The sequence below is a fragment of the Pseudomonas sp. Mn2068 genome, assembly GCF_049319725.1.
In the GTDB taxonomy this organism is placed as follows: Bacteria; Pseudomonadota; Gammaproteobacteria; order Pseudomonadales; family Pseudomonadaceae; genus Aquipseudomonas; species Aquipseudomonas gingeri.
In genome coordinates this window covers 45568-71007 of record NZ_JBMOUG010000007.1, presented here as the reverse complement: position 1 = coordinate 71007, position 25440 = coordinate 45568, and the positions used below count along the sequence as shown (strand labels likewise).

Below are 25440 nucleotides of genomic sequence, written 5' to 3'. Positions count from 1 at the left end.
CGGGCCGGGGAATCTCGATACTCCTGACACGACGAAGCGGTCCGACAACGACCGCTCCGCGTTCGATCACAACCGATCACACCTCGATCGGTTGTCCTACAGTAGCTACAACGTCAGGCGCAGGCGCTTGATTAATCCTGCGGTTCAACTTCGTCGGCCGCAGCATCCAGCGACGAATCGTCGGCCACGCCGTCGATCATCACCTCGCCGCCGAACTCGACGCCTTCTTCACTTTCCAGGTCCTCGCCTTCGACTTCCGATGGCTCCTGCACACGCTCCAGGCCGACCAGGGTCTCGTCGCTGGCCAGCTTGATCAGGGTCACGCCCTGGGTGTTACGGCCCAGGCTGGAAACCTCGTCGACACGGGTACGCACCAGCGTGCCCTGGTCGGAAATCAGCATGATTTCCTCGCCTTCCTGCACCTGGATCGCGCCAATCAGCTGGCCGTTGCGGTCCTTGGTGACCATGGCGATCACGCCCTGGCCGCCACGTCCGCGCCGCGGGAACTTGCTCAGCGGAGTGCGCTTGCCGAAACCGCGCTCGGAAGCGGTCAGGATCTGCGCCCCCGATTCCGGGATCAGCATGGAGATCAACTGCTGGCCCTTGCCGATACGCATGCCGCGGATACCACGGGCGCCACGGCCCATCTCGCGAACCACGCTCTCGGCGAAACGAATCACCTTGCCGGCGTTGGAGAACAGCATGACTTCCTTGGCGCCATCGGTGATCGCCGCGGCAATCAGGGTATCGCCTTCCTTCAGCTTCAGGGCGATCAGGCCGCTGGAGCGTGGACGGCTGAATTGTGCCAGCGGGGTTTTCTTGACCGTACCAAAGGCCGTGGCCATGAAGATATAGGCACCGGTCGGCTCGGCCACCAGCTCTGCCGTGTCGCCATCGACTTCTTCGGCCGCATCGGCCGCTTCATCGGCTTCGATCACTTCGCCTTCGATCACCGCATCATCGGCATCGTCCAGGTCGTCATCGGCACCGGCGCTCTGCTGCAGGGCCTCCAGGTCGATCTGCAGCATGGTGGTGATGTACTCACCTTCGTCCAGCGGCAGCAGGTTGACCAGCGGACGGCCGCGAGCGGCGCGGGACGCTTCGGGAATTTCATAGGTCTTGAGCCAGTACACCTTGCCCTTGCTGGAGAACAGCAGGAGCGTGGCATGGCTGTTGGCGACCAGCAGGTGGGAGATGTAGTCCTCATCCTTGACGCCGGTCGCCGACTTGCCCTTACCACCGCGACGCTGGGCCTGGTAGGCCGACAACGGCTGGGTCTTGGCGTAGCCGCTGTGGGAAATGGTCACCACGCGCTCTTCTTCCGGGATCATGTCGCCCAGGGTCAGGTCGAGACGCGCATCGAGGATTTCGGTGCGACGCGCATCGCCGTACTCGGCGCGAATGACTTCCAGCTCTTCGCGGATCACTTCCATCAGGCGCGTGGCGCTGTTGAGGATGCGGATCAGCTCGCCGATCTGGTTGAGGATCTCCTGGTATTCGGCCAGCAGCTTCTCGTGCTCCAGGCCGGTCAGGCGGTGCAGGCGCAGCTCCAGGATGGCTTGTGCCTGTTCCGGCGACAGGAAATACTTGCCGTCGCGCAGGCCGTATTGCGGATCGAGGTTTTCCGGACGGCAGGAGTCTGCCCCGGCACGCTCGACCATGGTCATCACCGCACTGGATTCCCAGGGCGTGCTGATCAGCGCTTCCTTGGCTTCCGACGGCGTCGGCGAAGCCTTGATCAGGGCGATCACCGGGTCGATGTTCGACAGGGCCACGGCCTGGCCTTCGAGGATATGTCCACGCTCGCGGGCCTTGCGCAGTTCGAACACGGTACGCCGGGTGACGACTTCGCGACGGTGACGGACGAAGGCTTCCAGCAGGTCCTTGAGATTGAGGATCCGCGGACGACCGTCGATCAGCGCAACGATGTTGATGCCGAACACACTCTGCAACTGGGTCTGGGCGTAGAGGTTGTTGAGAATCACCTCGGGCACTTCGCCACGACGCAGCTCGATCACGACGCGCATACCGTCCTTGTCGGACTCGTCGCGCAGCTCGGTGATGCCTTCGAGCTTCTTCTCTTTGACCAGCTCGGCGATCTTCTCGATCAGGCGAGCCTTGTTCAATTGATAAGGCAGTTCGGTGATGACGATCTGCTGGCGACCACCGACCTTGTCGATATCCTCGACGGTCGAGCGGGCACGCATGTAGATGCGTCCGCGACCGGTGCGGTAGGCCTCGATGATCCCGGCGCGGCCGTTGATGATCGCGGCGGTCGGGAAGTCCGGCCCCGGGATGAACTGCATCAGTTCGTCGACGGTCAGCTCGGGGTTGTCGATCAGCGCCAGGCAGCCGTCGATCACTTCACCGAGGTTGTGCGGCGGGATGTTGGTCGCCATGCCCACGGCGATACCGCTGGAACCGTTGACCAGCAGGTTGGGGATACGGGTCGGCATGACCGCCGGTATCTGCTCGGTGCCGTCATAGTTCGGCACCCAGTCCACGGTTTCCTTGTGCAGGTCGGCCAGCAGCTCGTGCGCCAGCTTGGTCATGCGCACTTCGGTGTATCGCATGGCCGCGGCATTGTCACCGTCGACCGAACCGAAGTTGCCCTGGCCATCGACCAGGAGATAACGCAGGGAGAATGGCTGCGCCATCCGAACAATGGTGTCGTACACCGCGGTATCACCGTGAGGGTGATACTTACCGATCACGTCACCGACCACACGGGCAGATTTCTTGTACGGCTTGTTCCAGTCGTTACCCAGCTCGCTCATCGCAAACAGGACACGCCGGTGCACGGGCTTCAAGCCATCGCGCGCATCGGGCAATGCCCGCCCGACAATCACGCTCATCGCGTAGTCGAGGTAGGACTGTTTCAGCTCGTCTTCGATATTGACCGGGAGGATTTCTTTGGCCAGTTCGCCCATGAGAAGCCTGATTCCTTTTTCTGGTGAAACTTCGTCGCATCCATATGGGACGAACGAAGCTTGCCGCTGCCGACCTGATGCCTGGCAACGACTTACGACAAATCAACGAGTTATGCCATGGATCTGCGCAGTAAGGGCAGTCGGTTCGGACAGCCCTGGAAACCGCCGAATGTTATCACAATCGCCGCCACGCACCTATCCCCGGATACATAAGGATGTAGACAGGCGACCAACGAAACCCTTCGAGAGCGCATCGGGAGGGGCTTAAAAGCAAAATGCCTGCATCCAGACCCCGAAAAAATCACCTGGCCGGAAAAAAACCGGCTCAGTGCAGGCGCTTGCGACACATCAATTGAGTCATCTTCGCGGCGTCCGGTCGTTCGACTATGCCCTTTTCGGTCACGATGACATCGATCAGGTCCGCCGGCGTCACATCGAATACCGGATTGAACGCTTCGACCGGCACACCGAGCCGCTGCCCGCCGACGCTGAGCAATTCGTCGCCATCGCGCTCTTCCAGCACGATATCGTCGCCGCTGGCCAGGTTCATGTCGATGGTCGAGCTCGCGGCCACGACCATGAACCGCACGCCATGGTGCATGGCACAGACGGCCAGCTGGTAGGTGCCGATCTTGCTCGCCACATCGCCGTTCGCGGTGATCCGGTCGGCCCCGACGATGACCCAGGTCACGCCCTTGGTCTTCAGGATGTGGGCGGCGGCGGAATCGGCGTTCACGGTCACCGGGATGTCCGCGTTGGCCAGCTCCCAGGCGGTCAGGCGCGATCCCTGCAGCCAGGGCCGGGTTTCGTCGACGTAGACCCGCTCGACCATGCCTTCGAGGAACGCACCGCGAATCACCCCCAGCGCGGTACCGAAGCCACCGGTCGCCAGGGCGCCGGTATTGCCGTGGGTGAGGATCGCCTGGGCATTGCCCTGATGCTTGCGGATCAGGTCGACACCCAACTGCGCCATGGTCAGGTTGGCCTCACGATCACTTTCATGGATGGCAATGGCCTCGGCCTCCAGCGCCGCCAGCGGATCAGCGAGGTCACGGGCGCGCTCCAGGCGTTCGCGCATCCGCCCGAGCGCCCAGGAAAGATTGACCGCGGTCGGTCGCGCAGCAGCCAGCAAGGCAAAATCCTCTTCCAGCGCCGCCACCCAGCCACGCCCGTCGGCAAACCGCGCGCGCGCCGCCAGCACCAGGCCGTAGGCGGCAGCGATACCGATGACCGGCGCGCCGCGCACGACCCTCTCGCGAATCGCCTCGGCCACCCCGGCCGCGCTGTTACAGGCCAACCAGCTGTTCTCGAACGGCAGGATGCGCTGGTCGAGCAGATACAAGGCCCCCTGGCGCCAATCGATGGCCTTGACCTTTTCCGCTGCCAACAACCGATCGCGCATGATTCACTCCGCACTGGGAAACAAAAGCCGCCGATTATAGCGAGCCCCCCGCCAAGACGCTCGGGTATACTTCGCCGTCCTTTTGTATAAAGCCTGGAAGCCGTCCTCGATGCCGAACATCGCCGCCCCGCTCGACTTGCTGTTGCTGCCCACCTGGCTGGTGCCTGTCGAACCCGCCGGCGTGGTCCTCAAGGAGCACGGCCTGGGCATCCGCGACGGGCGTATCGTCTTTATCGGCCCGCGGGCCGAGGCCTTGAAACTCAAGGCCGGCGAAGTCCGCGAGCTGCCGGGGGCACTGCTCGCCCCGGGACTGGTGAATGCCCATGGCCATGCCGCCATGACCCTGTTCCGTGGCCTGGCCGACGACCTGCCGCTGATGACCTGGCTGGAACAACATATCTGGCCCGCCGAAGGCAAGTGGGTCGACGAAACCTTCGTCCGCGACGGCACCGACCTGGCCATTGCCGAACAGCTCAAGGGCGGCATCAGCTGTTTCTCGGACATGTACTTTTTCCCGAAAGTTGCCAGCGAGTGCGTCCATGACAGCGGCATTCGCGCCCAGATCGCCGTGCCCATCCTCGACTTCCCGATCCCCGGCGCGGCCAGCAGCGACGAATCCCTGCGCCAGGCCATCGAACTGTTCGGCGACCTCAAGCATCACCCCCGTATCAAGATAGCCTTCGGTCCCCATGCACCCTATACCGTCGGCGACGAAAACCTGGAAAAAATCCGCGTCATCGCCGAAGAGCTCGACGCCGCGATCCATATGCATGTGCATGAGACCGCCTTCGAGGTCCAGCAGGCGGTTGAACAGAACGGCGAACGGCCACTGACCCGCCTGGCTCGCCTCGGCCTGCTGGGACCGCGCTTCCAGGCCGTGCACATGACGCAGATCAGCGATGACGACCTGGCCTTGCTGGTAGAAAGCAACACCAGCGTGATCCACTGCCCGGAATCGAACCTGAAACTGGCCAGCGGCTTCTGCCCGGTGGAACGCCTGTGGCAGGCCGGCGTCAATGTGGCAGTAGGCACCGATGGCGCGGCGAGCAACAATGACCTCGACCTGCTGGGTGAAACCCGTACCGCCGCCCTGCTGGCCAAGGCCGTTGCCGGTTCCGCCAGCGCCCTGGATGCCCATCGCGCCCTGCGCATGGCGACCCTGAACGGCGCGCGCGCCCTGGGCCTGGAGAGTGAAATCGGCACCCTGGAAGTCGGCAAGGCCGCGGATATCGTCGCCTTCGACCTTTCCGGCATGGCCCAGCAACCGGTCTATGATCCGGTGTCCACCCTGATCTACGCCAGCGGCCGCGAGTGTGTGCAACACCTGTGGGTTGGCGGCAAGCAACTGCTCGACGACCGGCGCCTGACCCGCCTGGACGAACAACGACTGAGCGCCACGGCCCGGACCTGGGGCCGGCGCATCGGCGGTCATGCGCACTGATTTGATCATCCCGGGCCCGAACGGTCCTGGATCACCCTGGTTTCCAAGTTTTCAGAGGATAGTTCCATGAGCAACGTCGACCACGCCGAAATCGCCAAATTCGAAGCCCTCGCCCATCGCTGGTGGGACCGTGAAAGCGAGTTCAAGCCGCTGCACGACATCAATCCGCTGCGGGTCAACTGGATCGACGAGCGGGTCAAGCTGGCCGGCAAGAAAGTCCTCGACGTCGGTTGCGGCGGCGGCATCCTCAGTGAAGCCATGGCCCAGCGCGGCGCCACGGTCATGGGCATCGACATGGGCGAGGCGCCCCTGGCCGTGGCCCAACTGCACCAACTGGAATCGGGTGTCAGCGTCGAGTACCGGCAGATCACCGCCGAAGCCCTGGCCGAGGAAATGCCCAAGCAGTTCGACGTGGTCACCTGCCTGGAAATGCTGGAGCACGTACCCGATCCATCGTCGGTGATTCGCGCCTGCTTCCGCATGGTCAAGCCCGGCGGCCAGGTGTTCTTCTCCACCATCAACCGCAACCCGAAGGCCTATCTGTTCGCCATCGTCGGCGCCGAATACATCATGGGCCTGCTGCCACGCGGCACCCACGACTTCAAGAAATTCATCCGTCCTTCCGAGCTGGGCTCCTGGAGCCGCGACGCCGGCCTGTCGGTCAAGGACATCATCGGCCTGACCTACAACCCGCTGACCAAGCACTACAAGCTGGCTCCGGACGTGGCGGTGAACTACATGATCCAGACCCTGCGCGAGGAATGACCGATGCGTTTGAGAGCGGTTCTCTTCGACATGGACGGTACCCTGCTCGATACCGCGCCGGACTTTATCGCCATCTGCCAGGCCATGCTGGCTGATCGCGGGCTGCCGGCGATTGCCGACAGGCTGATCCGCGACGAAATTTCCGGCGGTGCCCGCGCGATGGTCGCGGTGACCTTCATGATGGACCCCGAGTCGCCAGGCTTCGAGGAACTGCGCCAGGAGTTCCTCGAGCGCTACCTGAAGGCCTGCGCCGTCCACAGCAAGCTGTTCGACGGCATGGGCGAGTTGCTGGCGGATATCGAGAAAGCCAATCTGCTCTGGGGCGTGGTCACCAACAAACCATTGCGCTTCGCCGAGCCGATCATGCAGCAGCTCGGCCTGGCCGAACGCTCGGCCCTGCTGATCTGCCCGGACCATGTGAAGAACAGCAAACCCGACCCGGAGCCGCTGATCCTGGCGTGCAAGATGCTCGACCTGGACCCGGCCAGTGTCCTGTTTGTCGGCGACGACCTGCGCGATATCGAATCGGGCCGCGACGCCGGGACCCGGACCGCCGCCGTGCGCTACGGCTACATCCACCCGGACGACAACCCCGATCACTGGGGCGCCGACGTCGTGGTGGATCATCCACTGGACCTGCGCAAGGTCCTGGATAACGCGCTGTGCAGTTGTTGAGCTGATTCCTGCGGGAGCCGGCTTGCCGGCGATAGCTTCGACGCGGGGTATCTGTCCGATCACGCCGCCTGGATCGCCAGCAAGCCGGCTCCCATGGATAGCGTCATTCTTACATTTGTTGAGGTTCAGCCATGTTTGATTACTCCGCCCGCCCCGAATTGCTCAAGGATCGGGTGATCCTGGTCACCGGTGCCGGCCGCGGCATCGGCGCGGCCGCCGCCAGGACCTATGCCGCCCACGGCGCCACCGTGCTGTTGCTGGGCAAGACCGAGGCCAACCTGACCCAGGTCTATGACGAGATCGAAGCCGCCGGCCATCCACAACCGGCGGTGATTCCGTTCAACCTGGAAACCGCCCTGCCGCACCAGTACGACGAACTGGCGGCGATGATCGAGACCGAGTTCGGCCACCTCGACGGCCTGCTCCACAACGCTTCGATCATTGGCCCGCGCACGCCGATCGAACAGCTCTCGGGCGAAAACTTCATGCGGGTCATGCAAGTCAACGTCAACGCGATGTTCATGCTGACCAGCACTCTGCTGCCATTGCTCAAGCTGTCCCAAGACGCCTCGGTGATCTTCACTTCCAGCAGCGTCGGCCGCAAGGGCCGTGCCTACTGGGGCGCCTACGGGGTCTCCAAGTTCGCCACCGAGGGCCTGATGCAGACCCTGGCCGACGAACTCGACAACGTTGCCCCCGTGCGCGCCAACAGCATCAATCCCGGCGCCACTCGCACCAGCATGCGCGCCCAGGCCTATCCCGGAGAGGACCCGCAGAACAATCCGACGCCTGAAGAGATCATGCCGGTCTACCTGTACCTGATGGGCCCGGACAGCACCGGCATCAACGGCCAGGCCTTCAACGCCCAGTAATCCAACCCGCCTCATGCCCCCGTGCCGGAATACCGGCACGGCAAGTCGGGCATTTCAAAAAGCCAGTACGGCAAGTCAAACAACTGCCGCCCGCTCCCGGCTTTGCCCTTCAAGCAAAAAACAACCTGATGAATTGCAACGAGTTTTATTTGATTGAACCGGTTGGCACGACTTTCGCTCTAACTTCCCTCAGACAGGTTGTGTGAAAGCCGCGGGCGTTCCATCGGCTCGGGCTACCAAGCCCGGGCGAAACGATTAGACTGTTGCCAATTGTCCTACGGGACTGATGGATCAGTACGACGCGCAGCCCCCAAGCCGCTCTCACCAGCCTGTAAGACCGCATGCTGTACCCAGGGGCTGACCACCATGAAGACACCGATCCAGACCAACACCATTGACTTCGACAGTGCCAAGTTGCAGCGCCTGGGTTTCGGTCAGGCCCCCAGTCTTTTCCAACGCCCCACCACCCTCACCCAGCTGCGCCAGCAACTCGGCCTGCAGTTGCAGACCAGCCTTGAGCCGGAACGCATCCTCGGCCTGTTCTTCCGCGAGATTCAGCGCCTGGTCCCCCTGCACTCACTGATCTACGTGCATCAAAGCAGCGACCTGCGCCTCGAATTCGGCCAGCGCGGTCATCACTCGGTGAGCTACAGCCTCAGCCACGAGGGCGAGCACCTGGGGCAGTTGCTGTTCCGGCGCAACCAGCGCTTCACCGAACAGGAACTGGGCAACCTGGAGTCACTGCTCTCCTGCCTGCTCTATCCGGTACGCAACGCCTTGCTGTACCGCGCCGCCACCCAGAGCGCGCTGCGCGACCCACTGACCGAGACCGGCAACCGCATTGCCATGGACCAGACCCTGCAACGGGAAATCGAATTGGCCCGTCGCCACAGCCAACCGCTCTCGTTGTTGATGCTCGATATCGATCACTTCAAGCGCATCAACGACAGCCACGGCCACAGCGCCGGCGACCAGGTACTCAAGGCCGTCGCCGCCTCGATCAAGAGCCAGCTGCGCAATATTGACATGGTGTTCCGGTATGGCGGGGAAGAGTTCCTGATCGTCCTGTCCAACACCAGTCGCGAAGCGGCGGCCATGGTCGGTGAACGCCTGCGCCAGGCGGCGCAGAGCCAGGATTATCCGGCCAACGAGCAGACCATCGCCCTGACGGTGAGCCTGGGCTGCGCCACCTTGCTGGCGGGGGAGTCAACGGAAAGCCTGCTGCGGCGCGCGGACAGCGCCTTGTATGTGGCCAAGCGCGAAGGTCGCAACCGACTGGCAATGGCGGGGTAACCCCCGCCACCTGTCAACTCAGCCTGCAGCGAGTTCTGCCTGGCGCTCACGGGCGACCGGGACCTTTTCCAGCTGCATGCAACGTTCCAGGAACAGGTACATGTAGTCGTAGCTCTTGCAGACGGCCTGGCGCAGCTCGACCTGCAAAGCCTTGCTCGGATTCATGCCCGCCAGGGTGCAGACGATCTCCAGCGCTTCCCACGGATGAGCATCGTCATACTGGGCGTGCATCTTCAGCCATTTCATCGCCCGCTTGCGCTCCTCCTCGGGGAATGCCGCCGCGTAGACGCCAGAGGAGCAGACCACCGCCGACCATTCGCCGGTGGCCCCTTCGATGGCGTAGTTGGTCGCGGCAATCGCCACCACCAGCGAATCCGCCGAGCTGGTATGCCAGCACCAGTGGCTCAAGGCATGCAGTTCAGGGGCGACCTGTTGCGCCTGCAGGTCTTCGAGCGTCACGCCATGGGCTCGACTCCAGTGCACCCAGTAGTCGGCATGGTTCAACTCCACGCGGATATTGCGCATCAGCCAGCGACGCGCCATGTCCTCGCCAGGATGGCGGGCAAAGCGGGTCTTGGTGAGATTCTGGGCCATGTACAACGCAAACTGTTCTACCACCGGCCAGCCGCCAATCAGGTACTGGCGCATGGTTTTCGCGCTCAGCTTGTTGTCGCGCATCCGCTGGTAAAGTTCGTGTTCGACAACCCGGCGCTTGCTCTCGCTACAGTCCCGAATAAGCTGTTGTGCCCATGCGGGGTAGCTGGAGGCTTCCATAAGCGGGCCGGTTCTGCTGAATGTGTCGATCACTGTCGAGCTCCTTTTGAGTGGTGATGTGTGCAGACCTGCAAAGGTTTCAGCGGAACGTGCCAGGCGCCCTGAACAACAAGGGTCGAGGTCGCGCGGGTCGACACAGCAGACTGTCGCACGTGAACAGCTGCGGGCGTTCGATCACATAGCCCTGAGCATAATCGACACCGATCTCCAGCAATGCCTGCTCGATCTGCGGCGTTTCAACAAACTCGGCAATGGTTCGCTTCCCCATGACATGGCCGATGTGATTGATCACTTCGACCATGGCGCGGTTAATCGGGTCGTCCAGCATATCCTTTACGAAACTTCCATCGATCTTCAGGAAGTCTACAGGCAAATGTTTAAGATATGCGAATGAAGACATACCGGCACAAAAGTCATCCAGAGAGAAGTGACAACCCAACCCTTTGAGCTCATTGATAAAACGAATGGCACTCCCGAGGTTGGAAATAGCGCTGGTTTCAGTGATTTCAAAACAGATCAGCCGCGGCGGAATCCCGTGCAGGGCAAATTGCTCGTGGAGGAAGCCGAGGAAGTTCTCGTCGCCGATGGTCGTGCCTGACAGATTGATCGCACACATCGCCATCGGCTCTTCACGCTCCAGGGCAATGCACTGCGCCACCACCTTGAACACGTTCTGCACCACCCAGCGGTCCAGCTGGTTCATCAGACCGTAGCGCTCGGCCGCCGGGATAAAGCTGTCAGGGAGGATCATCCGCCCTGCTTCATCATGCAACCTGAGCAGGATTTCTACATGACCATCTGCATGATCGGTCTGACCCAGCGCGGAAATTTCCTGCGAGTACAGGCAAAAACGATCCTCCTCCAGGGCCATGTGCAGACGCTGGACCCAGGCCATTTCGCCGAAGCGCAGGGACAACTCCGAATCGTCGGCGTGATACACCTGAACCCGGTTGCGACCTTTTTCCTTGGCCATGTAGCACGCCATGTCCGCCGCCCGCAGGGAGGATTCCAGCGTCGCGGGCGTCTGCTGGATATGCACCAGACCGATACTGACCGTGGTGACAAAGGGCCGCCCTTTCCAGACAAAGTGCAGATTCTGCACAGTCTGACGTAATCCTTCCGCGATTTTTTCAGAGACGTCTGAAGGGCAATTCTCCAGCAAAATGCCGAACTCATCACCGCCCAGCCGCGCCAGGGTATCGCCTTCGCGCAGGCCGGATTGCAACAGCGCGCAGATATGCCGGAGCAGTTCGTCACCGGCGGCATGCCCACAGGTGTCGTTGACCAGCTTGAACTGGTCCAGGTCGAGGAACATCAGAGCGTGTCGACCGGGCTGGCGCCCCAGGTTATGCAGCGCCTGCTCCAGGCGGTATTCGAATTCGCGCCGGTTCGCCAGGCCGGTCAAGGCATCGTGGGTGGCCTGCCAGGACAGGTTGGCGATGTATTGCCGCTCCTGGGTCATGTCGTGCAGCACCAGCACCGCACCACTGACCTTCCCCGCATTGCGGATCGGCGCCCCGACCAGGGTCACCGACACGGTACTGCCGTCCAGCCGCTGGATCAGCTTGGAGTGCTCGCTGCCGCCGCCCAACTGCCCGCTGAGAATATGTTCGATCAGGGTAAAACCTTCCTCCTGGGCATTTTCGTCCAGCAGGTTGAACAGTGCCGCCAGAGGTAATCCGTAGGCCTGGGCTGCTTTCCAGTGGGTCAGGTGCTCCGCGGCGGGGTTCATATAGGCAATGGCCCCCTCGACATCGGTGGTGATCACCCCGTCGCCGATGGACTCCAGGGTGATCTGCGCCCGCTCCTTTTCCAGTTGCAGGGCGTCGGCAAAGGCATGGCGCTGGGCCAGCAGCTTGTGCGTGCGCAGCAAAGCCAGGGCGATCAGCCCGAGGGCCGTGGCGAGGTTGGTGATCAGCAGCAGTCGCAGGATCACCCGCGAGCCTTCGCCCAGGGCATCGCTGAAGGCCCTGGCAGCCGGGGTCACCCCGTCGTTGATGGCGAAGATCCGGCCTTTCCAGTGCTGGATGTCGGCAGCGCTTGCCATATTGGCGGAAATCGCCCGGTGCATCTGCTGGGCAACCTCATCCAGTTGCACCAGGTAGCCATCGCCCACCGTCCACTTTTCGATGGCCTGTTCGAGGTAACTGAAATGGCGAAAATTGAGGTACAGCCAGATCAGGCTGGAGACGTCATCCGGGTGATTGCCGCCCTGCAGGATCCCCCGACGCGCCGCTTCCAGGTCGGGTGTCGCGGCATCCAGGGCGATGCGCAGCTCATGCCCGCCCTGGGGCACGGCAATCGCCTGCTGGTACTTGAGGAAAATCGCCTCGTCGCGGCTGTCGGCATACAGGTTGAGGTAGTAGATCGCGTCCTTCTGCCCCTTTGACCAGAGACTCTCGCCAGCCACATAACCCCGCACGGCAGAAAGCACATAGAGGCTGAGACAACCGAGCAATGCCTGAAACAGCACGACGGCGATAAAGGGCCAGACGATGCCCAACAGCCGTGGCGTTCCGAGAGTTTGCTTGCGCTTCATGAGTTCCCTTGCATCAGCACAGCCAGATGGACAGCCGAGAGAATTTCACCCCTGATAGCACAGCCTAGGCTAATTTCAGCAACCTCGAATGGATCGTTGATCGACTCGAAACCACCGCTTCTGGCCAGGTATCCACCGACAACAAGGGAAAAATATTTCTTCCAGTCAATTCAACCACTAAGCACAGAAATTCGCGAAAAACTCAAGAGCGTCAAATTTTCTGCAGGTGCCCGTAAAGCTTGGCGTACAGGCCACCTTCGGCGATCAGCTGTTGATGGTCGCCATCTTCGGCTATCCGGCCGCCATCGAACACCAGCACGCGATCGGCCTGTTTTACCGCCGACAGGCGATGGGCAATGATCAAGGTGGTACGACCGCTGAGAAACCGGCTCAAGGCCTGATGCAGGTTGTATTCGGTGGCGGCGTCCAGTGCCGAGGTCGCCTCGTCGAGAATCACCACCTTGGGTTCGGCCAGTACCATCCGGGCAATCGCCAGGCGCTGGCGCTGCCCGCCGGACAGGCGCACGCCGGAACGCCCGACAATGCTGTCCAGGCCCTGGGGCAGGACCCTGATGGTGCTGTCGAGTTGGGCGATTTCCAGGGCGCGCCAGCAGGCTTCGTCACTGCGTTCGCGGCCCATGGTGAGATTGGCGCGGACCGTGTCGTTGAACAGCGCCGGGTGCTGCAGCACCACTGCGACATGCTCGCGCACGGTCTCCAGGCCGATTTCGGCCTGGGACGAGCCGCCAAACCTGATGGTCCCGGACTGCGGCGTATAGAGACCGAGCAGCAATTGCACCAGGGTGCTCTTGCCACCGCCGCTGGCACCGACGATCGCGACCTTTTCACCCGGCGCGATGGACAGGTCCAGTTGATCGAGAACCGGCTCGTCGCCATAGGCAAAGCTCAGCCCGCGCACTTCGATCCCGACCGTATCCCGCCCGACAAACGGGTCGACGCCACCCGGATACTGCGGCTCGTCGGCACGCGCCAGCAATTCGTTGATCCGCGTCAGCGCGCCGCCTGCCGCGTAGAAGGCGTATTGCAGGTTGAGCAGTTGTTCCACCGGACCGATCATGAACCACAGGTAACTGAACACCGCGAGCATCTGACCGATCGACAGGTCCGAAAACAGCACGGTGAGCATGGCCGCCGCGCGGAAGATATCGATGCCGAACTGGAACAGCAGGCCACTGGCCCGACTCGACGCGTCGCTTTTCCACTGCGAGGCCACGGCATAGTCGCGCACTTCCCGGGCCCGCTGTCCGAGGCGGCCGAGAAAAAAGCCCTGGCGATTGCCGGCGCGGACTTCCTGGATGGCATCGAGGGTTTCCGTCAGTGCCTGGGTGAACCGCGAAGTGCTGTCGTTCTCCAGCTTCTTCAGGTGCTTGACGCGCTTGCCCAGTTGCACCGTGAAGTAGATCACCAGCGGATTGAACAGCAGGATCAGCAGCGCCAGCTTCCAGTGCATCCACACCAGGATGCCGGAGGTGCCGACCAGCGTCAGCATCGCCACCAGGAAACGGCTCAGGGTTTCCCCGACAAATTTGTCGAGGGTATCCAGGTCGGTGACCAGGTGCGTGGTCACCGTGCCACTGCCGAGGCTTTCGTACTCACCCAGGGAAATCCGCTTCAGGCGCTCGATCAGGCGGGTGCGGATGCGATAGACGATATCCTTCGCCAGCCCGGCAAACAGCCGGGCCTGGAGGACGTTGAACAACAGCGCGCCACAACGCAGGCACAAGGTGATCAGCAGCATCAGGCCGATATAACCGACCGCGCTCTGCCAACCGCCGGGCAGCAGATGGTTCATCACCTGCAACGCCGCGTCGCCGTGCTTGAGCAGCACCTCGTCCACCAGCAATGGCAGCAACAGCGGGATCGGCACGCTGCACAGGGTCGCCATGACCGCGACGCCATTGGCAATCCACAAGGCCTTTCTGTGCTGCAGTGCCAGGCGCCGGATTTCCGCCCAGCTCAGGCGGTCGGCGGGTTGTCGCGAAGCGTCGGGATCAGGCACAGGCCGCACGCTCCAGCCAGCGGCCGAGCAGCGGTGACAACTCGGAAAGGGGCTGGTAGCCATTGGTCAACAGCGCCAGCTGGCCATTGCGCTCGGCCAGCAGGGTCGGGAAACCGGCGATGCCCAGGTCCTGGACCCAGGTAAAGTCCGCCGCCGTGGCCGCATGCTGCTCGGCCTTGTCGTAGGCCTCGGCAAACTCGATGCGCGGCACGCCGGCCGCCTCGGCCAACTCCACCAGCACACTGGCCTGGGTGACATCCCGTCCTTCAACGTAGAAAGCCCGCTGGATCAGCCCCACCAGCCGCCAGGCGCAGTCCGCCGCCAGGCTTCGTGCGGTGATCACCGCCCGGCACGCCGGCTCGGTGTCGTAGACAAAACCCTCGGGCAAGGCGCCTTCGAAGGTGAAGGGCTGGCCGGTGGCCTCGGTGACCGCCTGCCAGTGCTCGAGGATGTAACGCCGGGTGGTCGGTTCCAGGGCCGTGCCGCTGCCGGTGCGCAAGCCACCCATCACCAGGTGCAACTCGACGCCCGCGGCCTGCGCCTGCTTGACCAGGGCCTCGGCCACCGGGGCAAAGCCCCAGCACCAGGAGCACATCGGATCCATCACATAGAGCAGGCGCGCGGACATGGTTCAGGCCTCGGAAGGTTGGCGATAGTTGTAGCCGATCGGATGGGGTTGATTGCGCGCCTTGGCCAACTCGATCTGCTTCTGCCGGTCGATGGCACTGCGGCGGGTCTTCTCGCTCAGTGTGTTCCAGCAATGCGGACAACTGATGCCGGCCACATAGTGTTCCGACGCACGGTCTTCGACGCTGACAGGCGTACGGCAGGCGTGGCACTGATCGTAGTCGCCTTCGCTCAGGTCATGGCGAACGGTCACGCGGTTATCGAACACGAAGCAGTCGCCACGCCATTGGCTCTGTTCCTGGGGCACTTCCTCGAGGTACTTGAGGATCCCGCCCTTGAGGTGATAGACCTCGTCGAAACCCTGGCCGAGCATATAGCTCGAGGCCTTCTCGCAACGAATGCCGCCGGTGCAGAACATGGCGACCTTCTTGTGCCGGGCCGGGTCGAAGTTGGCCTTGATGTAGTCGGGAAACTCGCGAAAGCTGGTGGTTTTCGGATCGATGGCGCCTTCGAAGGTACCGATCGAGACCTCGTAGTCGTTGCGGGTATCGATCAGCAGCACTTCCGGATCGGCAATCAGGGCGTTCCAGTCCTGCGGATCGACATAGGTACCGACCTGCTTGTTCGGGTCCACGCCTTCGACGCCCAAGGTTACGATTTCCTTCTTCAGCTTGACCTTGGTCCGATAGAACGGCTGGTCGTCGCAGTAGGATTCCTTGTGGTCGATATCCACCATGCGCGGATCTTTCTTCAGCCAGGCCATCAGCCCGTCGATGCCTTCGCGGCTACCGGACACGGTGCCGTTGATGCCTTCCTCGGCGATCAGCAGCGTGCCCTTGATGCCGTTGTCGACCATCGCCTGCAACAGTGGCTCGCGCAGGGCGACGTAATCTTCGAGGGTGACGAACTTGTACAGTGCCGCCACGACGATAGGTTGGGTCATGGGTATTTCTCTCCAGGTGGCTGCCCTCGCAAAGGGCGAACCGGACGCAAAAAAAACGCGCCGACTGAGCGGCGCGTTGCGGATTCTAGCAAAAAGCGAACTTAGTGCCCACCGCCGGCGCAGGTCGGCGAAGCCGGTGCCGAACCGATTTTCACCCACTCTTCAGGGGTGTAGGTATGCAAGGCCAACGCATGGAACTGCCCCATCAGGTCACCCAGGGTGGCGTAGACCTTCTGGTGGCGCTTGACGCTGTTCAACCCGGCAAACTGCTCGCTGACCAGCACCGCCTTGAAGTGGGTCTGCAACCCGCGGCTATGCATGTGGCTTTCATCCAGCACTTGCAGATGCTCGGGGTGCAAGGCGCCCAAGGCGGTTTCGATACGTTGTTGCATGGTCATCGCGGGCTCCGCTTACTTCTTCTTCGCCGGTGCAGCCTTGGCCGGCGCCAGTTCGTTGGTCATGTCTTCCAGCAGCTTGTTGACCACGGGCACCGCGCTTTCCAGCTTGGCCTGGGTCATCTGGGCCGATTGCTGGGTCAGCTGCGGCATTTTTTCCAGGACTTTCTTGCCCAGTGGCGACTGGTAGAACGCGACCAGGTCCTTGAGTTCGGATTCGCTGAAATTGTCGGTGTAGAGCTTGACCATGTCAGGCTTGAGCTTGTTCCAGCCGATGGCCTGGTCCAGGGCGGCATTGGCCTTGGCCTGGTAGGTATCGAGCAGCGGCTTTTTCGAGTCCGGCGCCTGGGTCTGGGCGAAGCGCTGGGCGAACATCTGCTGCACTTGCGAGTAGACCGGGGTTCCGAGCTTGTCGGCATGGGCCAGCGTCAGGAAAGCTTCGGCACTGGCGTTGTGGCTGGCGGTATCGGCGAAAACCTGGCCGCTGGCGCATACCAGAGCAACCGCGGTACAGATGGCACGAAGACGGGTCATCGAGTTTCCTTTAACTAACAGGCGAGGTAAAACCCCAAGGGCGACCATTCTGCGCCTAACAAAGTGTGTCACTCAACCCCGGCACCGTTTGTGACACTCCCGAGGCGGGCCCCAGGTGGTAAAAACCGACGCAAGGAACCTACCAGGCCGATCAGGGCCTAAACTGCGCTATCAGACCTTGAGGAGTGTGCCCCATGAGCCGTATCGAAACCGACAGCCTTGGCCAGGTGAATGTCCCGGAAGACGCCTACTGGGGCGCCCAGACCCAGCGTTCACTGATCAATTTCGCCATCGGCGACGAAAAGATGCCGCTGGCGGTGATGCATGCCCTGGCCCTGATCAAGAAGGCCGCGGCCCGGGTCAACGACCGCAATGGCGACCTGCCCGCCGATGTCGCCCGGCTGATCGAACAGGCCGCCGACGAAGTGCTGGCCGGCGAACATGACAGCCAGTTCCCCCTGGCGGTCTGGCAGACCGGCAGTGGCACCCAGAGCAACATGAACGCCAACGAGGTCATCGCCGGACGCGCCAACGAACTGGCCGGCAAGGGCCGTGGCGGCAAGTCGCCAGTACACCCGAACGATCACGTCAATCGCTCGCAAAGCTCCAACGACTGTTTCCCCACTGCCATGCATATCGCCGCGGTCCAGGCGGTGCACCGGCAACTGCTGCCGGCGATAGCCGAGCTGTCCGGTGGCCTGGCGGAACTGGCCGCGCGCCATATGAAGCTGGTCAAGACCGGGCGCACCCACATGATGGATGCCACGCCGATCACTTTCGGCCAGGAAGTCTCCGCCTACATCGCGCAACTCGACTATGCCGAGCGGGCCATCCGCGCGACATTGCCGGCGGTTTGCGAACTGGCCCAGGGCGGGACGGCGGTCGGCACCGGGCTCAACGCGCCCCACGGTTTTTCCGAAGCGATCGCCGCCGAACTGGCGGCCCTGGCCGGCCTGCCGTTCGTCAGCGCACCGAACAAATTCGCCGCCCTGGCCGGCCATGAACCCCTCACCAGCCTGTCCGGCGCCCTGAAGACCCTGGCCGTGGCCCTGATGAAGATCGCCAACGACCTGCGTCTGCTGGGCTCCGGCCCCCGTGCAGGGTTCGCCGAGGTCAGGTTGCCGGCCAATGAGCCGGGTAGCTCGATCATGCCCGGCAAGGTCAACCCGACCCAGTGTGAAGCCCTGTCGATGCTGGCCTGCCAGGTCATGGGCAACGATGTGACCATCGGGTTTGCCGCCAGCCAGGGCCACCTGCAATTGAACGTGTACAAGCCGGTGATCATCCACAACCTGCTGCAATCGATCCGCCTGCTGGCAGATGGCTGCAGCAACTTCCAGGCCCATTGCATCGCCGGCCTGGAACCGGACCCGGTGCAGATGGCCGCGCACCTGGAACGAGGACTGATGCTGGTCACCGCGCTGAACCCGCATATCGGCTACGACAAGGCGGCGGAAATCGCCAAGAAGGCCTACGGCGAGAACCTTACCCTGCGCGAAGCGGCGCTGGAGCTGGGCTATCTCACCGACGAAGAGTTCGACGCCTGGGTACGTCCGGAAAACATGCTGGAATCGGGCAAGAACGGCTGATACCCGTCCGCTTGTCGTTGCAGGAGCCGGCTTGCTGGCGATAGCGCCGGGGCAGTCGATAAAGATGTCGGCTCGTTATCGCCAGCAAGCCGGCTCCTACAGGCCGCATCACGAGCTACAAGGTGGGCTGCCCCGCCAACCGCGCTCGCCGGGCCTTGAGCCCGGCAATCAGCGAAGGGCCGAGCGCCACCAGCGCGGAACCGACCACCACCAGTACCGCCCCGCCATACCCCAGGCCGTTGATCTCTTCGGCATGCACATATTCCGGCCAGATCCACGCTGCCAGCGCCACCGAACCGAAAGTCACCAGCGGCGTGATAGCCAGGGTCGCACTGACCCGTGATGCCTCCCAATGCGCCAGCGCCTCGGCAAACGCGCCATAGGCCACCAGCGTATTCAGGCAGCACCCCAGCAGCAGCCAGCCCTGCAACGGGCTCAACTGCAAGGCCTCGGCGGGATGCGCCCAGGGGGTCAGCAGCAAGGCACAGAACAGGTAGATCACCATCATCACCTGCAACGAATTCCAGACCGTCAGCAACTGCTTCTGGCTCAGGGCGTAAAAGGTCCAGACCGTCGAGGCCAGCAGCACCAGCAACACACCGGCGGTGTAGTTTCCGAGGGAGGTCAGCAACTCGCTCAAGCGCTGGTTGAAGAACAACCCGAAGCCGACCAGCAGCACCAGCAGCCCGATGCCCTGGCCCAGGCTGAAGCGTTCCTTGAACACGAACAGACTGGCGATCAGCAGGAAGATCGGCCCCATCTGCACCACCAGTTGCGCGGTGCCCGGACTCAGCAGGTTCAGGCCCATCAGGTACAACACATAGTTGCCGGTGAGGCCGAACACCGCCAGCAGCACCAGCCAGCCACCCCGCGGGCCCAGCGCGCGCCAGCTCGGCAGGCGGCGCGTGGCCGCCAGGTAGAAGAACAGGAAACCGCCGGAGACGACCAGCCGGCACCAGGTCACGCTCACCGGGTCCATCACCAGCAGGACCTGCTTGAGCTTGATGGGCAGGATGCCCCAGAGCACGGCGGTCAACAGGGCGAGGAACATCCCATAGCCCCAGCGGCCGGATGAAATATGCATGGACAGTCCTGTGGGCCGAGGGATTCAAGCCGCCATTCTAAGCGGCTCACGATCCGCTCCACAGCCGCCAGGGCAGACAAAAGCGACATTGATCGACGCCTGAGCGCCGCCAGTAAATTGGCTTCAACCGTTGATCGGACGATTAGGCGACGTATCTCTATAAGTTTTATGCTGGTTTTCTGAAAGCCACCTTCTATCCACGGAATTTTCTCCATGTTCGGCAAACGCGCCCAGGACAGCACCGAGGCCACGCGCTTTCGTAGCGACCGTGTCACTGCAATCAATGGCCTGTATTTTTTCAGCACCCGGGAGAACACCCTGGAAGGACCGTTTTTCACCCGCGACGATGCCCAGCGGGGAACCCGGCTCTATATACAGCGGATGCAACTGGCAAAGGATATCCAGGCCGGTCTCTGACAAAAGTACAGCCGCCTTGTGGCAGAAGGCTATATAGGGGCGGGCTTGTGTGGGAGCGAGCTTGCCCGCGAAGGCGTCCTCAGGAGCCCCAAAAGCTTCGCGGGCAAGCCCGCTCCCACATGAACAGAGCTCCCCTACAGACAGCATTCCCCTCCAGGCAGCACTCCCCTAAAGACTACCTACACCTGTCATCAGCGCACCGCTTCAAACAACCCCGTCGCGCCCATCCCGCCACCCACGCACATGGTCACGATGCCATAGCGCAGGTTGCGCCGTTGCAGCTCGCGCACCAGATGCCCGACCTGGCGTGAACCGGTCATGCCGAATGGATGGCCGATGGAAATCGAACCGCCGTTGACGTTGTACCTGGCATTGTCGATCTCCAGCCGGTCGCGGCTGTACAGGCATTGCGAGGCAAAGGCTTCATTGAGCTCCCACAGGTCGATGTCCGCCACCGTCAAGCCCTTGGCCTTGAGCAGCTTCGGCACCGAGAACACCGGGCCGATGCCCATCTCGTCCGGCTCGCAACCGGCCACGGTGAAACCACGGAAAAACGCCTTGGGTTTCAGCCCCAGTTGCAGTGCCCTCTCCAGGCTCATGACCAGGGTCATCGACGCGCCATCGGACAACTGCGACGAGTTCCCCGCCGTCACCGAACCGTCTTCGGCAAATACCGGCTTGAGTCCGGCCAGGCTGTCGAGGGTGGTGTCCGGGCGATTGCAATCATCCCGGTCGACCACGCCTTGCAGGCGCTGGATCTGCCCGCTGGCCTTGTCCTCGACCGCGTAGGTTACCGTCATCGGCACGATTTCATCGTCGAACAGGCCCGCGGCCTGGGCGGCGGCGGTGCGCTGCTGGCTTTGCAGGGCATACAGGTCCTGCTGCTCGCGACTGACGTCATAACGCCGGGCGACCACCTCCGCCGTCTGCCCCATGGGGAAGTAGATACCCGGAACCTGCTCCTTGAGCAGCGGGTTGATCAGGTTCTCGGTATTGACGCTTTTCATCGTCAGGCTGATGGACTCGACACCACCGGCGACGATGATATCGCTGCACCCGGAGGCGATCTGGTTGGCGGCAATGGCAATCGCCTGCAGGCCCGAGGAACAGAAGCGGTTGAGGGTCATGCCCGCCGTGCCGGTGCCCAGTTGCGACAGCACCGCGACGTTGCGCCCGATGTTGTAGCCCTGGGCGCCTTCGTTGGAGCCGGCACCGACAATGCAATCCTCGACGCTGGCCGGATCGATGCCGTTGCGCACCAGCAGGGCGTTGACACAATGGGCGGCCATGTCGTCGGGCCGGGTCTGGTTGAACTTGCCGCGGAACGACTTGGCCAGGCCAGTACGCACGCTATCGACGATCACCACTTCACGCATGGGAACACCTCATTGTCATTGTCGGTCCAGGAGAGCACGAGCATAAGCTCGCCCAATCCGGGACTGCGACAATCATTCACTGGGCGTATGCGTCATCATCGTCTTATTTCGACTTCTTGCCCTTCTTGTCGTGTTTGTCGGACTTGGCGAAGGCCTCTTCGATCGCCTGGTTGACCGTGCGCAGGACCTTGACCCGGGCCCAGCGCTTGTCGTTGGCCTCCACCAGGGTCCAGGGCGAGATCTCGGTGCTGGTGCGGTCGACCATGTCGCCCACCGCCGCGCGGTAGAGGTCCCATTTCTCGCGGTTGCGCCAGTCGTCCTCGGTGATCTTGAAGCGCTTGAACGGAATCTCTTCACGCTGCTGGAAACGTTCCAGCTGGGTCTGCTTGTCGATGGCCAGCCAGAACTTCACTACGATCACCCCGGCGTCGCTCAACTGTTCCTCGAAATCGTTGATCTCGCCGTAGGCACGCAACCAGTCGCTGACGCTACAGAAGCCCTCCACCCGCTCCACCAGCACCCGGCCGTACCAGGATCGGTCGAACACGGTGAACTTGCCCCGCGCCGGGATCTGCCGCCAGAAGCGCCACAGATAAGGCTGGGCCCGCTCGTCTTCACTGGGCGCGGCAATCGGCACGATGCTGTACTGGCGCGGATCGAGGGCCGCGGCCAGGCGGCGGATCGCCCCACCCTTGCCCGCCGCGTCATTGCCTTCGAACACCGCGACCAGTGCGTGCTTGCGCATGCGCTTGTCACGCATCAGGCCCGACAGTCGCGCCTGCTCGGTGATCAGTTGTTCCTCGTAGTCGGCCTTCTCCAGGCTCAGGGTCATGTCCAGGCTGTCGAGCAGGCTCATCTGGTCGACGCCCGCCGGCAGCGGCGCGCTATTGGTCGGCCGCGACTCGACCTGGGAAGCCTTCAACGCCGCCTGCAGGCCCTCGAGGAGGATTTTCCCCACCGTCAGGCTGCGGTAGTGCGGGTCGACGCCTTCGATCACATGCCACGGGGCATAATCGCGGCTGGTCCGGCGCAGCACCCGCTCGCCGAAATGCACGAAGGTGTCGTAGGTTTCCGACTGCTGCCAGTCCAGCGGGCTGATGCGCCAGCTGTGCAGCGGGTCATCCTGCAAGGCCTTGAGCCGGGCCTTCATCTGCTTCTTGGACAGATGGAACCAGAACTTGAAGATCAGCGCGCCTTCGTCGCAGAGCATCTTCTCCAGGCGCTCGGCCCCGGCAATCGCCTGGTCGAGTACCGCATCCTTGAACAGGCCGTGTACCCGTCCCTGCAGCATCTGGCTGTACCAGTTGCCGAAAAACACCCCCATCCGCCCCTTGGCCGGCAACATCCGCCAGTAGCGCCAGGCCGGCGGGTGGGCCAGTTCTTCATCGGTCTGCTGGTCGAAGGTGCGGACCTCGATCAGCCGCGGGTCCATCCATTCATTGAGCAACTTGACGGTTTCGCCCTTGCCGGCCCCTTCGATGCCGTTGATCAGGACGATCACCGGGAAACGCTTCTGCTGTTGCAATTCGAACTGCACTTCGAGCAGGGCCTCGCGCAGGGCGGGCACCTCGGCGTCGAAGGTGTCTTTGTCGATGGCGTGACCGATTTCAGCGGATTCGAACATGGAGGGCTCCTTCCAGAATTGAGCAAGATTAGCGGATCAGACCGCACCGTGGGCCGCTAAGTCCCTGGCATTTGCCCTGGATCAATCCGGTGCCGGCCAATCGGCTAGAATGGCCGACTGTTTGTTCACGAGTTCCACCATGAGCCGCGTACCGCCCCACGCCCAGATCGACTGGGACGACCAGGGATTGCCCCACTCCCGGGTGTTCGACGATGTGTATTTTTCCGATGCCTCGGGCCTGGAAGAAACCCGCTATGTCTTTATCGAACAGAATCGCCTGAAGGAACGCTTCGAAGCCCTGGAGCCGAACGGGCGGCTGGTGATCGGCGAGACGGGGTTCGGTACCGGACTGAATTTTCTCTGCGCCTGGCAACTCTTCGAACAATGCGCGGTGCCCGGTGCGCGCCTGCATTTCGTCAGCGTCGAGAAGTACCCGCTGAGCCATGCCGACCTGCAACGGGCCCTGGCCCTCTGGCCCGAACTGGCGGCGTTTGCCACCCCGCTGCTCAAGCAATACGTGGCGATCCACCCGGGCTTCCAGCGCCTGCTGCTGGATAACGGACGGGTCACCCTGACCCTGCTGATCGGCGATGTGCTGGAGCAACTGCCGCAACTGGATGCCCAGGTCGATGCCTGGTTCCTCGACGGTTTCGCCCCGGCGAAAAACCCCGAGATGTGGACCGCCGGGCTGTTCGCCGAACTGGCGCGCCTGGCAGCCCCCGGCTCGACCATCAGCACCTTTACCAGCACCGGCTGGGTCCGCCGCTCGCTGAACGCGGCCGGTTTCAAGATGAAGCGCACGCCGGGCATCGGCCACAAATGGGAAATCCTGCGGGGCGAGTTCGTCGGCTGGCCGCCGGAGGTGCCGGCGCCGCTGCCGGCCAAACCCTGGTTTGCCCGCCCCGCCCCCCGGATCGGCGAACGCCGGGCCCTGGTGATCGGCGGCGGCCTGGCCGGTTGTGCCAGCGCCGCGAGCCTGGCTGCCCGTGGCTGGCAGGTCTGCCTGCTGGAACGCCACGAGGCCCTGGCCCGGGAAGCCTCGGGCAACCCCCAGGGTGTGCTGTACCTCAAGCTGTCGGCCCATGGCACCGCGCTGTCGCAGCTGATTCTCAGTGGTTTCGGGCACACCCGGCGCCTGCTCGAACAGTTGCACAGAGGCGTCGACTGGGACGGCTGCGGCGTGCTGCAACTGGCCTTCGACGAGAAGGAAGCCGAGCGCCAGGCGCAACTGGCCGCCGCCTTCAGCACCGAGTTGCTGCAGGTGCTGGATCGCGAGCAGGCCGAAGCCCGGGCCGGCGTGACGCTTGAACACGGCGGGCTGTTCTTCCCCGAGGGCGGCTGGGTCCACCCGCCGGCCCTGTGTGATTGGCAGGCCGCACAACCGAACATCGAGGTCCGTCCCCACAGCGATGCCGTCGAACTGCGCAAGGTCGACGGCCAGTGGCAGGCCTGGGACGCCGATGCCCTGCTGGCCAGCGCCCCGGTGCTGGTCCTCGCCGGGGCCGCCGAAGTGACGCGTTTCGCCGCCGCCGCGGCCTTGCCGCTCAAGCGCATTCGCGGGCAGATCACCCGCCTGGCCCAGACCGCCGACAGTGCCGCCCTGAGCACGGTGGTCTGCGCCGAAGGCTATGTCGCGCCGGCACGCCTCGGCGAACACACCCTCGGTGCCAGCTTCGATTTCAAGAACGCTGACCTGGCCCCGACCACGGCGGAGCACATCGGCAACCTGGCGCTGTTGCAGGACATCTCCGCCGATCTGGCGACACGCCTGAACGCCGTCGGACAGGACCCGGAGCAGTTGCAAGGGCGTGCCGCCTTTCGCTGCACCAGCGCCGACTATCTGCCCATCGTCGGTCCGCTGGCCGACCCGGCAGCGTTCGCCGAGGCCTACGGCATCCTGGCCAAGGATGCGCGGCAGATACCGCAGGTGCCCTGCCCCTGGCTCGAAGGGCTGTACATCAACAGCGGCCATGGTTCCCGTGGCCTGATCACCGCACCGCTGTCGGGCGAGTTGCTGGCCGCCTGGCTGGAGAACGAACCACTGCCACTGCCCCGCAGCGTCGCCGAGGCCTGCCATCCGAACCGCTTCGCCTGGCGGGCGCTGGTCCGCGGCCAGCCCCCGCGCAAGGCCGACGCCTGA

20 protein-coding genes are annotated in these 25440 nt (G+C 63.0%); 8 read left to right on the top strand and 12 right to left on the bottom strand.

Annotated elements, in window-relative coordinates:
• Positions 1 to 131: 131 nt before the first annotated feature.
• Together gyrA and mtnA are read right to left on the bottom strand one after the other, a co-directional pair.
• Complete coding sequence (gene gyrA / locus ACL9RJ_RS17275) at positions 132 to 2930, bottom strand: DNA gyrase subunit A (RefSeq protein WP_017129664.1); 2799 nt, start codon at positions 2928 to 2930, stop codon at positions 132 to 134.
• A 325-nt stretch (positions 2931 to 3255) separates the two neighbouring features.
• A complete protein-coding gene (gene mtnA / locus ACL9RJ_RS17270; protein ID WP_422765499.1) occupies positions 3256 to 4332 on the bottom strand; it encodes an S-methyl-5-thioribose-1-phosphate isomerase in 1077 nt (358 codons plus the stop codon).
• Positions 4333 to 4441: 109 nt separating this feature from the next.
• Between mtnA and ACL9RJ_RS17265 the strand changes: the two genes are divergently transcribed.
• The 5 genes from ACL9RJ_RS17265 to ACL9RJ_RS17245 all read left to right on the top strand — a co-directional run bounded on the left by ACL9RJ_RS17265 (position 4442) and on the right by ACL9RJ_RS17245 (position 9378).
• The gene (locus ACL9RJ_RS17265; RefSeq protein WP_177086513.1) at positions 4442 to 5773 is read left to right on the top strand and encodes a TRZ/ATZ family hydrolase; all 1332 of its coding nucleotides are present in this window, start codon (positions 4442 to 4444) and stop codon (positions 5771 to 5773) included.
• Positions 5774 to 5839: 66 nt separating this feature from the next.
• Complete coding sequence (gene ubiG / locus ACL9RJ_RS17260; RefSeq protein ID WP_422765498.1) at positions 5840 to 6538, top strand: bifunctional 2-polyprenyl-6-hydroxyphenol methylase/3-demethylubiquinol 3-O-methyltransferase UbiG; 699 nt, start codon at positions 5840 to 5842, stop codon at positions 6536 to 6538.
• 3 nt (positions 6539 to 6541) lie between these two features.
• Entirely contained in the window at positions 6542 to 7213 is a 672-nt protein-coding gene (gene mupP / locus ACL9RJ_RS17255; RefSeq protein WP_042937165.1) for an N-acetylmuramic acid 6-phosphate phosphatase MupP, read from the top strand.
• A 131-nt stretch (positions 7214 to 7344) separates the two neighbouring features.
• The gene (locus tag ACL9RJ_RS17250; RefSeq protein ID WP_177086511.1) at positions 7345 to 8085 is read left to right on the top strand and encodes a YciK family oxidoreductase; all 741 of its coding nucleotides are present in this window, start codon (positions 7345 to 7347) and stop codon (positions 8083 to 8085) included.
• A gap of 366 nt (positions 8086 to 8451) precedes the next feature.
• Entirely contained in the window at positions 8452 to 9378 is a 927-nt protein-coding gene (locus ACL9RJ_RS17245) for a GGDEF domain-containing protein (RefSeq protein WP_017129670.1), read from the top strand.
• Between the two features lie 18 nt (positions 9379 to 9396).
• Here the strand turns inward: ACL9RJ_RS17245 and ACL9RJ_RS17240 are convergent, their stop codons facing one another.
• From ACL9RJ_RS17240 to ACL9RJ_RS17210, 7 genes are all read right to left on the bottom strand, one after another.
• Positions 9397 to 10152 (bottom strand): TenA family transcriptional regulator, encoded by a 756-nt coding sequence (locus tag ACL9RJ_RS17240; protein WP_218169430.1) that lies wholly within the window; start codon positions 10150 to 10152, stop codon positions 9397 to 9399.
• A 79-nt stretch (positions 10153 to 10231) separates the two neighbouring features.
• A complete protein-coding gene (locus ACL9RJ_RS17235) occupies positions 10232 to 12691 on the bottom strand; it encodes an EAL domain-containing protein (protein ID WP_042937167.1) in 2460 nt (819 codons plus the stop codon).
• Positions 12692 to 12902: 211 nt separating this feature from the next.
• Positions 12903 to 14720 (bottom strand): ABC transporter ATP-binding protein, encoded by a 1818-nt coding sequence (locus ACL9RJ_RS17230; RefSeq protein ID WP_370591027.1) that lies wholly within the window; start codon positions 14718 to 14720, stop codon positions 12903 to 12905.
• Positions 14704 to 15306: a DsbA family protein gene (locus tag ACL9RJ_RS17225; protein WP_177086872.1), complete on the bottom strand. Its 603-nt coding sequence runs from the start codon at positions 15304 to 15306 to the stop codon at positions 14704 to 14706. Before ACL9RJ_RS17225 ends, ACL9RJ_RS17230 begins: the two co-directional genes overlap by 17 nt.
• A 36-nt stretch (positions 15307 to 15342) precedes the next feature.
• On the bottom strand, positions 15343 to 16281 hold the full coding sequence (locus ACL9RJ_RS17220; RefSeq protein WP_017129675.1) for a rhodanese-related sulfurtransferase: 939 nt from the start codon (positions 16279 to 16281) through the stop codon (positions 15343 to 15345).
• Positions 16282 to 16382: 101 nt separating this feature from the next.
• Positions 16383 to 16679 (bottom strand): BolA family protein, encoded by a 297-nt coding sequence (locus tag ACL9RJ_RS17215; protein WP_017129676.1) that lies wholly within the window; start codon positions 16677 to 16679, stop codon positions 16383 to 16385.
• A gap of 12 nt (positions 16680 to 16691) precedes the next feature.
• The gene (locus ACL9RJ_RS17210) at positions 16692 to 17210 is read right to left on the bottom strand and encodes a DUF2059 domain-containing protein (protein WP_017129677.1); all 519 of its coding nucleotides are present in this window, start codon (positions 17208 to 17210) and stop codon (positions 16692 to 16694) included.
• A 194-nt stretch (positions 17211 to 17404) separates the two neighbouring features.
• On the opposite strand from ACL9RJ_RS17210, the gene ACL9RJ_RS17205 reads away from it, so the two are divergent.
• Positions 17405 to 18799 carry a class II fumarate hydratase gene (locus ACL9RJ_RS17205; RefSeq protein WP_103032679.1) on the top strand — a complete coding sequence of 465 codons (1395 nt, stop codon included), beginning with the start codon at positions 17405 to 17407 and terminating at the stop codon, positions 18797 to 18799.
• 115 nt (positions 18800 to 18914) lie between these two features.
• Here ACL9RJ_RS17205 and ACL9RJ_RS17200 read toward each other — a convergent pair whose 3' ends face one another.
• Entirely contained in the window at positions 18915 to 19883 is a 969-nt protein-coding gene (locus ACL9RJ_RS17200; RefSeq protein WP_017129678.1) for a DMT family transporter, read from the bottom strand.
• A gap of 213 nt (positions 19884 to 20096) precedes the next feature.
• Between ACL9RJ_RS17200 and ACL9RJ_RS17195 the strand changes: the two genes are divergently transcribed.
• Positions 20097 to 20300 carry a DUF6316 family protein gene (locus ACL9RJ_RS17195; protein WP_017129679.1) on the top strand — a complete coding sequence of 68 codons (204 nt, stop codon included), beginning with the start codon at positions 20097 to 20099 and terminating at the stop codon, positions 20298 to 20300.
• Between the two features lie 191 nt (positions 20301 to 20491).
• Here ACL9RJ_RS17195 and ACL9RJ_RS17190 read toward each other — a convergent pair whose 3' ends face one another.
• Together ACL9RJ_RS17190 and pap are read right to left on the bottom strand one after the other, a co-directional pair.
• The gene (locus tag ACL9RJ_RS17190; RefSeq protein WP_017129680.1) at positions 20492 to 21676 is read right to left on the bottom strand and encodes a thiolase family protein; all 1185 of its coding nucleotides are present in this window, start codon (positions 21674 to 21676) and stop codon (positions 20492 to 20494) included.
• A gap of 103 nt (positions 21677 to 21779) precedes the next feature.
• Positions 21780 to 23300, bottom strand: a complete 1521-nt coding sequence (pap, locus tag ACL9RJ_RS17185; RefSeq protein WP_017129681.1) for a polyphosphate:AMP phosphotransferase — start codon at positions 23298 to 23300, stop codon at positions 21780 to 21782.
• Between the two features lie 139 nt (positions 23301 to 23439).
• On the opposite strand from pap, the gene mnmC reads away from it, so the two are divergent.
• Positions 23440 to 25440, top strand: coding sequence for a bifunctional tRNA (5-methylaminomethyl-2-thiouridine)(34)-methyltransferase MnmD/FAD-dependent 5-carboxymethylaminomethyl-2-thiouridine(34) oxidoreductase MnmC (gene mnmC / locus ACL9RJ_RS17180; protein WP_103032681.1), 2001 nt, complete (start codon positions 23440 to 23442; stop codon positions 25438 to 25440).

Bases quoted from the DNA above. Each gene is read 5' to 3' on its own strand.
- gyrA (WP_017129664.1), bottom strand. From the start codon at position 2,930: ATGGGCGAACTGGCCAAAGAAATCCTCCCGGTCAATATCGAAGACGAG.
- mtnA (WP_422765499.1), bottom strand. From the start codon at position 4,332: ATGCGCGATCGGTTGTTGGCAGCGGAAAAGGTCAAGGCCATCGATTGG.
- ACL9RJ_RS17265 (WP_177086513.1), top strand. From the start codon at position 4,442: ATGCCGAACATCGCCGCCCCGCTCGACTTGCTGTTGCTGCCCACCTGG.
- ubiG (WP_422765498.1), top strand. From the start codon at position 5,840: ATGAGCAACGTCGACCACGCCGAAATCGCCAAATTCGAAGCCCTCGCC.
- mupP (WP_042937165.1), top strand. From the start codon at position 6,542: ATGCGTTTGAGAGCGGTTCTCTTCGACATGGACGGTACCCTGCTCGAT.
- ACL9RJ_RS17250 (WP_177086511.1), top strand. From the start codon at position 7,345: ATGTTTGATTACTCCGCCCGCCCCGAATTGCTCAAGGATCGGGTGATC.
- ACL9RJ_RS17245 (WP_017129670.1), top strand. From the start codon at position 8,452: ATGAAGACACCGATCCAGACCAACACCATTGACTTCGACAGTGCCAAG.
- ACL9RJ_RS17240 (WP_218169430.1), bottom strand. From the start codon at position 10,152: ATGGAAGCCTCCAGCTACCCCGCATGGGCACAACAGCTTATTCGGGAC.
- ACL9RJ_RS17235 (WP_042937167.1), bottom strand. From the start codon at position 12,691: ATGAAGCGCAAGCAAACTCTCGGAACGCCACGGCTGTTGGGCATCGTC.
- ACL9RJ_RS17225 (WP_177086872.1), bottom strand. From the start codon at position 15,306: ATGTGCTCCTGGTGCTGGGGCTTTGCCCCGGTGGCCGAGGCCCTGGTC.
- ACL9RJ_RS17220 (WP_017129675.1), bottom strand. From the start codon at position 16,281: ATGACCCAACCTATCGTCGTGGCGGCACTGTACAAGTTCGTCACCCTC.
- ACL9RJ_RS17215 (WP_017129676.1), bottom strand. From the start codon at position 16,679: ATGACCATGCAACAACGTATCGAAACCGCCTTGGGCGCCTTGCACCCC.
- ACL9RJ_RS17210 (WP_017129677.1), bottom strand. From the start codon at position 17,210: ATGACCCGTCTTCGTGCCATCTGTACCGCGGTTGCTCTGGTATGCGCC.
- ACL9RJ_RS17205 (WP_103032679.1), top strand. From the start codon at position 17,405: ATGAGCCGTATCGAAACCGACAGCCTTGGCCAGGTGAATGTCCCGGAA.
- ACL9RJ_RS17200 (WP_017129678.1), bottom strand. From the start codon at position 19,883: ATGCATATTTCATCCGGCCGCTGGGGCTATGGGATGTTCCTCGCCCTG.
- ACL9RJ_RS17195 (WP_017129679.1), top strand. From the start codon at position 20,097: ATGTTCGGCAAACGCGCCCAGGACAGCACCGAGGCCACGCGCTTTCGT.
- ACL9RJ_RS17190 (WP_017129680.1), bottom strand. From the start codon at position 21,676: ATGCGTGAAGTGGTGATCGTCGATAGCGTGCGTACTGGCCTGGCCAAG.
- pap (WP_017129681.1), bottom strand. From the start codon at position 23,300: ATGTTCGAATCCGCTGAAATCGGTCACGCCATCGACAAAGACACCTTC.
- mnmC (WP_103032681.1), top strand. From the start codon at position 23,440: ATGAGCCGCGTACCGCCCCACGCCCAGATCGACTGGGACGACCAGGGA.